At 58.1% G+C, this 13,813-nt stretch carries 14 protein-coding genes and 2 pseudogenes; 13 read left to right on the forward strand and 3 right to left on the reverse strand.

The window, feature by feature from the left end:
- The 4 genes and pseudogenes from FIV35_RS08945 to FIV35_RS08960 form a co-directional block, all read left to right on the forward strand.
- Positions 1-146 (forward strand): annotated as a pseudogene (locus FIV35_RS08945) (ribonucleotide-diphosphate reductase subunit beta); the annotation flags it as partial.
- Positions 147-221: 75 nt separating this feature from the next.
- Complete coding sequence (locus FIV35_RS08950; protein ID WP_034139058.1) at positions 222-731, forward strand: hypothetical protein; 510 nt, start codon at positions 222-224, stop codon at positions 729-731.
- 34 nt (positions 732-765) lie between these two features.
- Positions 766-943, forward strand: a pseudogene (locus FIV35_RS29870) (HNH endonuclease); the annotation flags it as partial.
- Between the two features lie 70 nt (positions 944-1,013).
- A complete protein-coding gene (locus FIV35_RS08960; protein ID WP_034139059.1) occupies positions 1,014-1,661 on the forward strand; it encodes an HAD-IB family hydrolase in 648 nt (215 codons plus the stop codon).
- A gap of 116 nt (positions 1,662-1,777) precedes the next feature.
- Here the strand turns inward: FIV35_RS08960 and FIV35_RS08965 are convergent, their stop codons facing one another.
- Complete coding sequence (locus FIV35_RS08965; protein WP_034139060.1) at positions 1,778-2,737, reverse strand: LysR family transcriptional regulator; 960 nt, start codon at positions 2,735-2,737, stop codon at positions 1,778-1,780.
- Positions 2,738-2,931: 194 nt separating this feature from the next.
- On the opposite strand from FIV35_RS08965, the gene argH reads away from it, so the two are divergent.
- The 7 genes from argH to FIV35_RS09000 all read left to right on the forward strand — a co-directional run bounded on the left by argH (position 2,932) and on the right by FIV35_RS09000 (position 9,800).
- Positions 2,932-4,359, forward strand: coding sequence for an argininosuccinate lyase (argH, locus tag FIV35_RS08970; RefSeq protein WP_034139061.1), 1,428 nt, complete (start codon positions 2,932-2,934; stop codon positions 4,357-4,359).
- Between the two features lie 119 nt (positions 4,360-4,478).
- Complete coding sequence (locus tag FIV35_RS08975) at positions 4,479-5,357, forward strand: amino acid ABC transporter permease (protein WP_034139062.1); 879 nt, start codon at positions 4,479-4,481, stop codon at positions 5,355-5,357.
- A gap of 24 nt (positions 5,358-5,381) precedes the next feature.
- Positions 5,382-6,146 (forward strand): amino acid ABC transporter ATP-binding protein, encoded by a 765-nt coding sequence (locus FIV35_RS08980; RefSeq protein WP_034139063.1) that lies wholly within the window; start codon positions 5,382-5,384, stop codon positions 6,144-6,146.
- Between the two features lie 25 nt (positions 6,147-6,171).
- Positions 6,172-6,990, forward strand: coding sequence for an ABC transporter substrate-binding protein (locus tag FIV35_RS08985; protein WP_034139066.1), 819 nt, complete (start codon positions 6,172-6,174; stop codon positions 6,988-6,990).
- A gap of 151 nt (positions 6,991-7,141) precedes the next feature.
- Positions 7,142-8,311 (forward strand): MFS transporter, encoded by a 1,170-nt coding sequence (locus FIV35_RS08990; RefSeq protein WP_034099980.1) that lies wholly within the window; start codon positions 7,142-7,144, stop codon positions 8,309-8,311.
- A 54-nt stretch (positions 8,312-8,365) separates the two neighbouring features.
- Positions 8,366-9,313, forward strand: a complete 948-nt coding sequence (locus FIV35_RS08995; RefSeq protein WP_034139067.1) for a hypothetical protein — start codon at positions 8,366-8,368, stop codon at positions 9,311-9,313.
- 106 nt (positions 9,314-9,419) lie between these two features.
- Positions 9,420-9,800, forward strand: a complete 381-nt coding sequence (locus tag FIV35_RS09000; protein ID WP_034139068.1) for a helix-turn-helix domain-containing protein — start codon at positions 9,420-9,422, stop codon at positions 9,798-9,800.
- A 29-nt stretch (positions 9,801-9,829) separates the two neighbouring features.
- Here the strand turns inward: FIV35_RS09000 and FIV35_RS09005 are convergent, their stop codons facing one another.
- A complete protein-coding gene (locus tag FIV35_RS09005; RefSeq protein ID WP_231980905.1) occupies positions 9,830-10,579 on the reverse strand; it encodes a hypothetical protein in 750 nt (249 codons plus the stop codon).
- 106 nt (positions 10,580-10,685) lie between these two features.
- Positions 10,686-11,735, reverse strand: a complete 1,050-nt coding sequence (locus FIV35_RS09010; RefSeq protein WP_034139069.1) for an MBL fold metallo-hydrolase — start codon at positions 11,733-11,735, stop codon at positions 10,686-10,688.
- 124 nt (positions 11,736-11,859) lie between these two features.
- Here FIV35_RS09010 and FIV35_RS09015 point away from each other — a divergent pair, with 124 nt between their 5' ends.
- Positions 11,860-12,486: a TetR/AcrR family transcriptional regulator gene (locus tag FIV35_RS09015; protein ID WP_034139070.1), complete on the forward strand. Its 627-nt coding sequence runs from the start codon at positions 11,860-11,862 to the stop codon at positions 12,484-12,486.
- A 192-nt stretch (positions 12,487-12,678) separates the two neighbouring features.
- Positions 12,679-13,737, forward strand: coding sequence for a diguanylate cyclase (locus FIV35_RS09020; protein ID WP_034139071.1), 1,059 nt, complete (start codon positions 12,679-12,681; stop codon positions 13,735-13,737).
- Positions 13,738-13,813 lie beyond the last annotated feature (76 nt).

Genomic DNA, 13,813 nt, shown 5'->3' on the forward strand with positions numbered 1-13,813 from the left:
CGCAGATTGGCTTGAAGGAAGAGTATCCAGGCACGACCAACCCGTTCCCGTGGATGAGCGAGATCATGGACTTGAAGAAAGAGAAAAACTTCTTCGAAACCCGCGTGATCGAGTACCAGACCGGCGGTGCGCTGAGCTGGGATTGATTAACAAGTAACAGTAAAAAGAGCTGCTCACGGCAGCTCTTTTTTTTGACAAAAATTCAGGATCGGACCTACAGCATGGAAATGCTTGTCTTCACACTTATCAGCATCGCCCTACTCGCTCTTGGTGCCTGGAGCATTCTTTCGGGAAGACTCTACAGACAACCATTTGCCCTGTACCTAATTGGTTTTCTATTGGCGCTGGGGGGCGGGTACATCGCGTACGGCCTGGATCTGGGTTCTCAAAACGGTACAGTTTCTAAATTTTTCACCCATCTCAAACTCGCCTCATCGTTTGTCAGTTACACCATCGCAGCAGCGGGCGGCAGCCTCATCGCCAGCGGTATTGTTCTGAAAGCACAACACCAGGCCCAAAGGGACTACCTGAAAGCGAAAGCCTGCGTAGACCTGATTCTGGACAACATCAGGATCATTCAATTGAGTGCCAAGGAAATACTCGACGACCCTGCAAGATTCCCTTTAGAACAACAGGAAAAAAGACTCCGCGCGTTGCGCGAACGCTTTTGTGACCAGACGATCGCGCTGCATCAAGCCACTGATCGACTAGATCGGATGGCGAATCTATAGAGGCCTGGGTGGGGGCAGACTTATTTTTTGGGGGGGCCGGCCACTTCTTGAAGTACATCAACGCAAGCACCTGCCCCCAGAAGGGTTCGGATCGCATCACCAATGCTGTAGCCTTGTGCCCCAATTGCCATCAGCGTTGTCACCGATCAAGCGACCGGGGTGCTTTCACCAAAGCGCTCTACACCAAGGTCGGAAGATTGGCACGGGAGTAGACTCCTGCTGTCACACCTGATGCACGAAAAAAATACTAGATAGGACCGAGGCCAACCCGTGAACCCAGACATGCTCGAAGCCGGCCCCGTTGACGCCAAAGTACTCTCCGTCTTTGACTTCGACGGCACGCTCACCCACCACGACAGTTTCGTGCCCTTCCTCAAGTTTGCCTTCGGCAGCGGCGAGTTTTATGGCCGGATGGTCAAGCTAGCGGTGCCGGGGCTGCGTTTTTTGTTGCGGCAGATCAGCCGGGACGAGTTGAAGGCGCAGTTGATCCGCACCTTTATGACCGGGGTGGAGAAGACGTGGGTGCAGCAGAAAGCCGAAGAGTACTGCCAGCGCAATTGGGCGCGGCTGATGCGCCCGGCGGGGGTGCTATCGGTGGAGCAGGAGTTGGGCTCGGGGGCGGAGGTGACGCTGTGCTCGGCATCGCCGGCGTTGGTGCTGCAGCCATTTGCGGATCGGCTTGGGATCAAGTTGATTGGCACGGAGCTGGAGGTGGTCGACGGGGTGTTGACCGGCAAGCTCACTGGCAATAACTGCCGCTGTGAGAATAAAGTGCTGCGGCTTGAGGCGGTGTACGGGGATCTGGGGGAGTATCGACTGCGGGCCTGGGGCGATACGCGTGGGGATCGGGAGTTGTTGGCGGCGGCGCAGGATGCGCATTTTCGGCATTTTCATGCGAAGAAGAAAAAGCGCGCTCGCTTGCAGCGGTGATGCGGGTGGAGACGTTCGACAGGGAAACCGAGTCGGTCCCATCGCAGCCTCGCTAAAGCTCGGCACCTCCCACATTTGACCTTTTGCAGCCCGTTGATCTGTGTTCGGCGAAGGGTTTACGGGGTGGCTTTGAGATTTACGCCGAGGGCGGTGGCAAAGGCTTTTACCAGCGGACTTCTCGGCGCGTTGTGGCGCAGGATCAGGTTAAACGCCGTGCTCAGGTGAACCTGCTCCGGACACAGTGCGCGCAGGCGCCCTTCCCTTACCAACGGTGTGGCGTAGTGTTCGGGCAAGAAACCGATAAAGCGGCCGGTAAGGATCAGGATGGCGACGGCTTCGACCTGGGAGGCTGAGGCCGATTGGCTGTCGTAGTTGACGAAATGGCTCTTATCGCGATGGATCGCATACCGATGGTTGACCACTTCATATTGGCGCAGCACCTCAGGCGTGATGTCGTTCGCGGTGAACAGCGGATGTCCTACGGCGCAGTAGGCGTGGGCCCTTTCTTCGTAGAGCGGGAAGTAGTCGAATTCTTCGCGGCGCTGGTATACGGGAACAATACCGACGATCAAGCGCCCTTCCACTACGCCGCGCTCAACTTCATCCAATTGCGAGGCATGTAGGCGCAATCTTATTTTTGGCGATTGGCTATGTAAGGCGCCCAGGGCTTTAATCAATGGTGAATTAACATCGGAGACGGTGTTATCAATAACTCCGACACTAAGATCACCAATAAGCTCGTTTTGCGCCGAACTAAGCTTGTCTCTGAAACTGTCCACCGAGGCAAATAACTCAATGCTCGCCTGATATACCAACTTGCCTTCTTCGGTCAGCCCGAAGCCTTCGCGGCCCCGCGTACACAGGCGCATGCCGATGCGGATTTCCAGGTCGGAAATCTGTTTGCTGATGGCCGCGAGGCCCACGTTCAGCTCGTTTTGCGCGGCGCTGAAGCCTCCCGCCTCGACCACGGCCATAAATACCCGGAGCAATTTGAAGTCCAGGCCGCTCAGTTGCAAAGGCGGTCGAGTGCCGGGTTTTGGCGCTATGTTTCCAGAATTGGAAAGTGGGGTTTCCATAATACGCGTTGACCTCTAGTGCCATATTCAAACAGGCTTTGACCCAATCCTTGAATACAGCCAGGCGGCGATAATGAACATAAACAACCGACCTTGGCAACCTTGAATACGGTGCGTCAGACGCCGGTTCAACCCGATTGAAAACTTACTTTTACTGCCTCCGACTCTTCTAAAAACAAGCGTGAGGAACACCTATGTCTCAGCCTACCGACCGCCTTTGGGGCGCGCGTTTCAAGAGTGGCCCGTCCGCGGCATTGGCGGCGCTGTCCCGTTGCCCTGAGCGTTATTTCCGCCTGACGCCCTACGACCTGGCTGGCTCCCGCGCCCATGCCCGTGAGTTGCAGCGCGCCGGGCTGCTGGACGAATCGGAGACCCTGCGCACGCTGCAAGCACTGGACACTATCGGCGAGGATTTCGCCGCCGGCCGCCTGCATCCGACCCTGGATGACGAAGACGTCCACACCTTTATCGAACGCGTCCTGACCGAGCGCCTCGGCGCCCTGGGCGGCAAGCTGCGCGCCGGGCGTTCGCGCAACGATCAAACGGCCAATGATCTGCGCCTTTTCCTACGGGACCATGCGCGCACCATCGCCACCGAGGTGCTGGGGTTGCAGCAGGCATTGGTGACCCAAGCCGAACAGCATATCGAGAGTATCTGCCCGGGCTTTACCCACTTGCAGCAGGCCCAGCCGATTGTGTTCGCCCACCACTTGCTGGCTCACGCCCAGTCGATGTTGCGTGACGTACAGCGCCTGGTGGATTGGGATGCGCGCACGGCATTGTCGCCGTTGGGCGCGGCGGCGATGGCAGGTTCCGCGATTGCGCGTCAACCGCAGCAGTCGGCTGAGGAAATGGGCTACAGCGCACCCTGCGAAAACTCCATCGATGCCGTGGCCAGCCGCGATCATGTAGCGGAATTTCTGTTTGTGGCAGGCATGCTCGGGGTGAATATTTCGCGGCTGTCCGAAGAGTTTTGCCTGTGGTCGTCGCGCCAGTTTCGCTGGGTCGTGCTGGACGATGCCTATGCCACCGGTAGCTCGATCATGCCGCAGAAAAAGAACCCGGACATTGCCGAATTGGCACGGGGCAAGGCCGGACGTTTGATCGGCAACCTGACCGGGTTGATGTCGACGCTCAAGTCGTTGCCACTCTCCTACAACCGCGATCTGAGTGAAGACAAGCACAGCGTGCTGGACAGCGTCGACACCCTGCTGCTGGTGCTGCCCGCCATGGCCGGGATGGTCGCAACCATGAAGGTGCAAGTGGAGGAGCTGCGGCGCCAGGCCCCCATGGGTTTTACCTTGGCGACCGAAGTGGCCGATTGGTTGGCCACCCGTGGCGTGCCGTTCAAGGAGGCCCACGAGATCACCGGCGCTTTGGTGCAGGCCTGTGAGAAGCATGAGATCGAATTGTGGGAAGCCTCGCCGGCGATGCTGGCCGAGGTGGATGCGCGGTTGACCCCTGAAGTGCGCGATTGCCTGACCCTGGAAGCGGCGATTGCTGCGCGCAGTGGCTGGGGTGGGACGGCGCCGGAGCGGGTGCGCGAGCAGATCGGGCGGTTGAAGGTGGCGTTGGCTGAGCAGCAGAAATGGGCTGAGAGTTACCTGGGGTTTCGGCTTTGAGCCACTGGAATAGGTGGTGCCTGCACTGGCGCTTTCGCAGGCAAGCCAGTTCCCACATTTTGACCGCATTTCAACAGTTGCACCGAGTACAGCGGTAATCGCTTTTTTGGAGAATCACCATGAACCCAACCCCTGCCGAGCGCTTGCAAGCCGAGCGCAAGCAGTCCGAGAACCAGTTCGATATCACCCAGTACGAACATGTGCCGCGGCGCTATTACGGGCGCATGTTCTTCGCCACGTTGATTGTGATCGTCCTGGCGGCGCTGTTGCGCGCATTCGCCAATGGCCAGATCGAATGGTCCTACATCGGCCAGTTTCTGACGTCTGAAGCGATCCTGTGGGGCTTGGCCAATACCATCATCATGTCGATCCTGGCGATGGCGCTGGGCGTGGTGATCGGCGTGATCACCGCGATCATGCGCATGTCGGCCAACCCGATCCTGCGCTACGTGGCCATTACTTACACCTGGCTGTTCCGTGGTACGCCACTGATTCTGCAACTGCTGCTGTGGTTCAACCTGGCATTGATCTTCCCGGTGATCGCGATTCCCGGCCTGTTCAGCATCGACACCGTCGACCTGATGACGCCATTCGTGGCCGCCCTGCTCGGCCTGAGCATCAACCAGGGTGCCTACACCGCCGAGGTGGTGCGCGCCGGTTTGCTCTCGGTGGACACCGGCCAGTACGAAGCGGCCAAATCCATCGGCATGCCGAGTCTGCAAGCGCTGCGTAGGATCATTCTGCCGCAGGCCATGCGCGTGATTATTCCGCCCGTAGGCAACGAGTTCATCAGCATGGTGAAAATGACCAGCCTGGCCAGTGTGATCCAGTACTCGGAGCTGCTGCACAACGCGCAAAACATCTACTACGCCAACGCGCGGGTCATGGAGCTGCTGATCGTCGCGGGCATCTGGTACCTGGCGGTGGTGACCGTTCTTTCATTTGGCCAAAGCCGCCTGGAGCGTCGCTTTGCCCGCGGCGCCGGCAAGCGTTCGTAAGTCTGGGTTGAGGAGATTTGCCCCATGAGAAGCATCGTCAAGGCCGTCAACCTGAACAAGTATTACGACCAGTATCACGCGCTGCGCGACATCAATATCGAGGTCGAGCAAGGCGAGGTGATGTGCATCATCGGCCCGTCCGGCTCGGGTAAAAGCACCCTGCTGCGCTGCGTCAATCAACTGGAAAAAATCGACAAGGGCGGCCTATGGGTCGACGGCGAGCTGGTGGGTTACCGGGTGGTCGGCAACAAGCTGCACGAGATGAACGAAGTGCAGATCGCCCGCCAACGCCTGGCCACCGGCATGGTGTTCCAGCGCTTTAATTTGTTCCCGCATATGACCGTGCTGCAGAACATCATCGAAGGCCCGTGCCAGGTGCTCAAACGCTCGCCCAAAGAGGCCATCGAAGATGCCATGGAGCTGCTGGCCCGCGTCGGCCTGGCGGACAAGCGCAATGCGTATCCGGTGGAATTGTCCGGCGGTCAGCAGCAGCGTGTGGCGATTGCCCGCGCGCTGGCGATGCGTCCCAAGTTGATGCTGTTTGACGAACCCACGTCGGCCCTCGACCCGGAGCTGGTAGGAGAAGTGCTGTCGGTGATGCGCGATTTAGCCACCACCGGCATGACCATGATCGTGGTCACCCATGAGTTGGGCTTCGCCCGTGAAGTGTCCAGCCGCATGGTGTTTATGGACGCCGGCCAGATTGTGGAAGCCGGCAGCCCCGAAGAAATTCTAATAAGCCCACAAAACCCGCGTACCCAAAGCTTTATTTCTGCCGTTCGCACTTAACTAAATAACTAACGAGAACGTCCCCATGAAAAACCTGTTTATCCCTACCCTGCTCGCCGGCCTGATGGCCTCCACTGCTGTGTTCGCCTTGCCGGCGGCCATCAAGGACAAAGGCGAAATCAGTGCGGCCATCGTGCCGAACTACCCGCCGATGGATTTCAAAGACCCGGCCACCAACAAACTCACCGGTTTTGACTTTGACCTGGGCAATGCGTTGGCCGAGCGCCTGGGTGTAAAGATCAAATGGCAGGAAACCGGCTTCGAGCAGATGCTCAGCGGCCTGACCACCAAGCGCGTGGACATCGTGCTGTCAGGCATGAGCGACACCGCCGAACGGCAGAAATCGGTGACCTTTATCGACTACTTCACCAGCGGCCCACAGCTGTACACCCTGGCCAAGCGTGAAGAGATCAAGGAATTGACTGACTTGTGCGGTAAAAAAGTCGGCACCAGCCGCCGCACCACTTGGCCGTCGGAAATTACCGCATGGAGCAAGGAGCACTGCGAAGCGGCGGGTAAGCCAGGCATCGTAGTGATCGGCACCGAAGGTTCGGCGGACGCGCGAGCGCAGTTGCAGCAGAACCGCCTGGATGCAGCGATGCAGGGCAGCGAAACCATTCCGTATCTGATGTCGTTGGACAAGGGCAAGTACAAGCCGGTGGGCCTGGCGATTTCCAAGCAATTCACCGGGCTGGGCATCGAGAAGAGCAACACCGAGCTGGTCACGGCGATCAGTGAGACGTTGCAGGCCATGATCGATGACGGCACCTACGGCAAGATTCTGAAGAAGTGGGACCTGGAGCAAGGGGCGGTCGAGAAGATCACCATCAATGCCGGCCAGTAACAACACGGTCTGAAAATGTGCGAGGAGCTTGCCCCGATAGCGGTGGTTCAGTTAGCTGATGCTTGTCTGATACACCGCTATCGGGGGCGAGCCCCCTCCCACCTTTGATCTGTGTTGTCGTTAAGTACTCTTTAGGACGCTCGCCTTCACCGTGGCCACCTACTCCCTGGTAATCCGCCGCTTGATGATCTGCTCGGTCACCATCGTGGTCAGCCGCGCCATGACCAGCCCGTTGCTGGCGCTGCTATTGAGCACCCGCCTGGGCCTCAACCAGCAGGACATCGGCCTGTTGATGGGCGTCGCGGTGTTTATCGCCACGCTGCTGGGCTTGTATGGCGGCTACATCATCGATCGTTTGGAAAAGCGCAAGCTGTTGATCCTGGCGATGCTCTCCAGCTCCATCGGTTTTCTGTTGCTGACCTTTGCCAGCAACCTCTACCTCACCACCTTGACCCTGGTGATCACCGAAGCCGCCTCGGCCCTGTTTTTGATCGGCTCCAAGGCGATCATCAGCGAAAACCTGCCGGTGGGGGAACGGGCCAAGGTGTTTTCCCTGCGTTACACCCTGACCAACGTGGGCTACGCCACCGGCCCCATGGTGGGCGTGGTGATAGCCGGGCACATGCCGTTGGCGCCGTTTTTGATCGCCAGCGCGATTGCCTTGGGCAGTGTGTTCCTGATGATCGGCATCCCGCCCACTCAACGCGACGAAAGCGTCAAGCCACTGAGTTTTCTCAGCACGCTGCGCACCTTGCGCAACGATCGCACGTTGATCCTGTTCACCAGCGGCAGCTTGTTCAGCACCATTGTCCACGGGCGCTATACGCTTTATCTGTCACAGTTTCTGCTGGTGGCCTACAAGCCGGAGCAGGCGCTGAAAATTCTGTCAGCGGTGCTGGCATGCAATGCCGTTACCGTGATCGCCATGCAATACCAGATCGGCCGCTTCCTCAAGCGTGAGCAATTACGCTACTGGATCGTGCTGGGCACCACGCTGTTCATCGCCGGGTTGGTTGGCTTCAGCCTCGCGGACGGTCTGCTGAGCTGGTGCGTGGCAATGTTCGTGTTCACCTTGGGCGAGATGATCATCTACCCATCAGAGTTCCTGTTTATCGACACCATCGCCCCGCAAGCGCTGCGTGGCAGTTACTACGGCGCACAGAACCTGGCGGCGTTCGGCGGGGCGATGAGCCCGGTGATCTGCGGCTATCTGTTGATCAACGCAGCGCCCACCAGCATGTTCTACGCCCTGGGTGCGTTGACCGCGCTGGGCGGCACCTTGTGTTTTCTGAGTGGGCGGCGGGTTGCAGGTTCTTGCTGATATTTACCCAGGATCCGGCTATTAATAACGAACTTTCTCACGGACCCGAGCCCCATGAAATTCGACACGGCCTACTGCCTGAGTCTCGACGAAAAGCTATCGATCTATGATGTGCGCGAGCTGAATTTCGACGAAACCGTCGCCTTCGATTCTGACAAGGACAGCTTTCTCTGCCCCAACGACGTGTGCCGCGCTGCATTCCAAGCGAGCAACGTGCTGACCACCTTCAACGCGAAAAACGTCAACTACCTGCGCACGCCACACTTCAAGAACACCCCGGCCACCCAGCATATCGACGGCTGTCGTTACGCCAGCACGCACAAGGGCGCTGCCAGCGAAAGCGACGACGAGCGAGAGGACAATTTCCCATCGGAATTTGTACTGACGCGACGTACTTACCCACGCAACACCGCACTGCCCGGTAGCGAAGAGAAGATCCCACAAGATCCGACGAAGACGCCTTCAACACGCGTAGGCTCCCCCGCCAGCTCCCACGAAAGCGCACCGGACAAAACCAGCGTGTTCGCCCATCCGGTGGAGTGCTATGTGTCGAACATCGACAACAAGGACAAGCTGAAAAGCATGCCGTTGAAGATCGGCGATCACACCGCGACCTACTGGACGTTTTTCAAGAAAATCGAATACCTGCAAGACAACAAGGGCCTGATTTACTGGGGCAAGATCAAAGAGATCAAGGACTACACCAACAGCTTTCGCATCGACTTCGAAAAGAAGGTATGGCTGGACAAGAAACCCTATTCAGTGAATGTCTATCTGAGCAAAAAACTCATCGAGAACTATCGCAAACGCAAGGCATTCCTGGAGCAGATCAAAGCGGCTGTCGACAGTGAACGCACGCTATATTGCTTCTTTTACGGCGTGACCCCGGAGTTGAAACAGGTGCCGAGCAAGAAAAACCCGGAACAGACGTTCGGGGTATTCAGCGCGGATATCGAGAACCTGGACCATCTGATCATTCGCGAGGCGCCAGGGGTGCAATAGCAAGCGGCTCAACGCCACGAGACGGCACCAGTTGATGAGCGGTCAAAACAACTGTACAAAAACACAGTATAGTTTGCCCTCACTCGTCGAACCCTGGAGAAATTCCATGTCCTCTCTGGCAATCAGCTCTTTCGTAGACCAACAGATCCTGCTGCACCAATTCACCGCCAAGCACTGCGTGCAGGCCCGCGCCATGTTGGGCTGGAGCCGGGAAGAGCTGGCACGCCAGGCAGGTGTGACGGTCGACGCAGTGCAACGCTTTGAGCAGCACGTCGAGGCCGATGACGAAACCCGCCTGGCGTTGGCGTTTCGGCTGGAGGCTGAAGGGTTGGTATTCTTCCCGGGCTTCGCACCGGGATGGGGTATGACCGCTCGCAAGTGGGGTGCCAGCCCCACCGAACCCGCCCCCCAGAGCATGATTGCACGGCTGATGGGCTCCACCGCGGCAGCCATGGACTCGACCACGCCTCACGCCAATGGAGCTTAGCCACTCAGCCTATTGCGCGCCTACGGCGGTTAGGAAGATGTCAGCCGAGCGGCGTTGCGATAAGCCTGTGCCAGCGCCACCAGAGAGTCCCTGGACCATCGCGCGCCGTAAAACCATAACGTGGCGCCATCTTCGAGGGGTTCGCCCACCTTGGGGTAACCAGCCCAGCAAGCCGCATGGAATGCCCCGCTGCGGCTGTCCGACACCAGGGCATCCAGACGGTATTGGTTTATCAGATCATCGATTTCATTGCGGGTATGCAGGTCGAATTGCAGGCTGGCGTCCAACCGCTGCGCAGACACTGGAAAAAGCAACGCCCCTCCCCGGCGCAGCCTCTCCAGTGCGCGCATGAAGGATGCGGAGTGCTCAATGGAGTCGTGGGCATCGCCCTGCTGGTAGCGGTCGGCAAACCCTACACGCGTGCCAGCCAGAAGTGGGGTAGCCGTGCGGGTGGTGTCGTTTTGCACCAATGGCACTTCCACCATCACCGGCTCGGTAGGGTCCACGCCGCTTAACGCGATGAGTGACAGCGACGGATCCCGCATGGGTTTTGCAGGCAGGCTGGGCGCGTTGAAACCGGGAATCGGAATATGACTTTCCAGATGAATACGAGCTTGGGGGGCCGTATCGAAAGCAATACCCTTTTTTGCGCCGCCAGCGTCAGCGGAGACCGGAGGCGGGCCGCAGGTGGGTTTTGTCGATTCGCCCTGCACCAGCCCCAGTGACAACACTGGGCAAACGACTGTTTTTGAACACGGTTTCCTGTAATCCTTTTCCATCGGATGGCCCCCCTGCGATGATTTTCCGGGGGATGATCGCACCCTTGACTGGCGCCTGTCGCAGCCTTGAAACAGCTTGAAAACTCCTTTTTCGACGACACTTTCGTCAGCTCGCCAGATGCTCCCGAGCACCATGGGTTTCCACGTCCAGCCACCAGGCATGCCCACGCTCTGGCTGATTCAAACTGAATGCCCGTCCCATTGGCGGCGTTGCAATCGACACATTGCGCTCCCACGCCAATGCCATGATGCGATCAAAGGGTTCGTGCCAGGCATGGAACGCCAGATCGAAGGTGCCGTTGTGGATCGGCAGCAGCCAACGGCCTTTAAGGTCGATGTGGGCCTGCAGGGTTTGCTCGGGTTGCATGTGAACATGGGGCCAGTCGACGTTGTACGCACCGGTTTCCATCAATGTCAGATCGAAGGGGCCGTAGTGTTCGCCGATGCGCTTGAAGCCGTCGAAGTAGCCTGTATCGCCGCTGAAAAAAACTCGACGAGGGCCGTCGATCATGACCCATGAACACCAGAGAGTCTGGTTGGCATCGAACAGGCCGCGCCCGGAAAAATGTTGGGCGGGGGTGGCGACAAAACGAATGCCATCCACCTCGGTGCCCTGCCACCAGTCCAATTGACGCACTTTGCTGGCATCTATCCCCCACTTGACCAAGATGTCGCCCACCCCCAGCGGCGCGAGGAAATGCCGGGTTTTAACGGCCAGTTGGATGACAGCATTGCGGTCCAGATGATCGTAGTGGTTGTGGGAAAGAATCACCGCTTCAAGGTCAGGCAGTTCATCCAGACTGATCGGCGGTTGGTGGAAACGCTGGGGGCCGGCCCAACTGAATGGGGAAGCGCGTTCGGCGAAGACCGGGTCGGTCACCCAGAACTTGCCGCGCATTTTCAACAGTACGGTGGAATGCCCAAGGCGAAACACACTGTGGTCCGGCGCATTCCATAACTGCTCGCGGGTCAGCGGTTCGACGGGTATGGCCCCTACCGGCCGCGTTGTGCGGGGTTTGTTAAACAGCATATTCCAGAAAATACGCAACGTTTTGCCGAACCCGCCATGCTGCACGGGGGCTTCGTTGCTGAAAGCGCCCTTACCCTGCTCGGCGGGTTTGGCTGAAGGGACGACACGGGATGAAATCATGGCCATGACAGAGTGACTCCTACAGTCCGCTCATAAACTACACTGCACAGTGTAGTTTCAAGATTGCAACAAAACCCGTAGCAAGTAAACTACCGAGTGTAATTTCCCTCCTGAGAGCCGACCGCCAACCATGACTGCCCCTCAACGTCTTACCGACCGCAAACGCGAAGCCATCGTGAGCGCGGCGATCAGCGAATTTCGCGAAAACGGTTTTGAGGTCACCAGCATGGACAAGATCGCCGCCACTGCCGGCGTCTCTAAACGCACGGTCTACAACCATTTCCCGAGCAAAGAAGAGTTGTTCGCCGAGATTCTTCATCAACTCTGGGCCAGCACGGTCGCGCAGTTAGACGTCTGCTACAGCAGCGACCGCCCGTTGCGCGAACAGTTGCGCGGGTTGCTGGAGGCGAAGATGAAGATGATGTCGGATAACAACTTTCTCGACCTGGCCCGAGTTGCCATTGCCGCCACGATCCATTCGCCAGAACGCGCGCAGGATATGGTCACGCGTTTGAGCCAACGGGAAGAAGGCTTTACCCAATGGGTCCGCGCGGCTCAAGAAGACGGGCGGCTATCCGGCAACGATCCGGCCTTTGCCGCTCACCAGATCCAGAGCCTGCTCAAGGCGTTTGCATTCTGGCCGCAGATTACGCTGGGCCAACCTACCCTCGACGCGGCCACTCAGGCCAGCGTGATTGAGTCCGCCATCGACCTGTTTCTGGCCGGCTACGAAATCAAGCCCATCACACAGCCATAACGACTGTTGCAACAGCGACATTCCTGGTCGCTTTTGACGCATCTGCCATCCTTTTTGCGCAAATGGCCTGGAAGGACACTGATTATTCCTACCTGAATAATTGACAATATTCACGGGAGTTATCCGATCAGCGGTAATTCCCGCGAATGCGTGCCTTTATATCTACAAAAAAATCAGCTAACTCAGGTATCTATGGAAAACCGACAAGGCAAAGGGATCTCATTTGCCAGGCGTATTTACAAGCCAAGAATCATCGGCGCGGCCATGTGCTGCCTCAGTGTGACCGCCGCGCTCTACCCGCTGGGGATGCCTGCGTGGGTCTGGGCGGCGCTGCTGGTCAATGGTTTTGTCTGGCCTCATGTGGCGTATCAACTGGCTATCCGGGCCAAGTTTCCCTACAACGCTGAACGGCGCAACCTGCTGTTTGATGCCCTGTTCAGCGGGTTTTGGACCGCAACGCTGCAATTTACGCCGTTGACCAGCGTTACCCTGCTGTCGATGGTAGCCATGAACAACGTGGCCGCCGGCGGCCAACGTTTGTTGCTAGGCGGGCTGCTGGCCCAATTGTTCGGAGCAGGATTGGCCTGGGTGTTGTTTGGCGTGCAACTGAACCTCAATGTCAGGCTGATAGAGGTGTATGCCTGCCTGCCGATGCTAACGCTCTACCCCATGGCTATCGGCATGGTCTGCTATCAGTTGGCGATAAAACTGTCGGATCACAAACGCACGCTCAGCGCCCTGAGCCGTATCGACAGCCTCACGGAGCTGCTCAATCACGGTTCCTGGAAAGACTTGCTGAACCTTAAGTTCCACAAGTGCCAGCATCAGAAAAGCCACGCCACCATCGCGCTGATCGATATCGATCACTTCAAGCAAATCAACGACACCCACGGCCATATCGTCGGCGACACGGTGCTGCGGCAACTGAGCCTGGAGCTACGGCGCAACCTACGGGATAACGACCTGGCCGGGCGTTATGGAGGCGATGAGTTCTGTGTGATCCTTCCGCAAATGTCGCTGGAAAAGGCAGCACAACGCATGGAACGCCTGCGGGAAACCTTCGGCAACTACCGCATCCCTCACCTTCCGGAGCTTAAGGTCAGCCTGAGCATCGGTCTGGCGGATTTCCAGCCGGTCTACGACGATGCAGCCAGTTGGCTGAATGCGGCAGACCGTGCCCTGTATGCCGCCAAACACACCGGCCGCAACCGGGTCTGCGTCAACACCGATAGCCTAGCGCGCTCGGCCTGATAGTGGCGCAATGACATCTCGTCCGAAATATCCGCGTTTTCCCGCAGCGATACCATAATGCCTCTACTGGCCACCC

This window comes from Pseudomonas rhodesiae, assembly GCF_007858255.1.
Classification (GTDB): Bacteria; Pseudomonadota; Gammaproteobacteria; order Pseudomonadales; family Pseudomonadaceae; genus Aquipseudomonas; species Aquipseudomonas rhodesiae.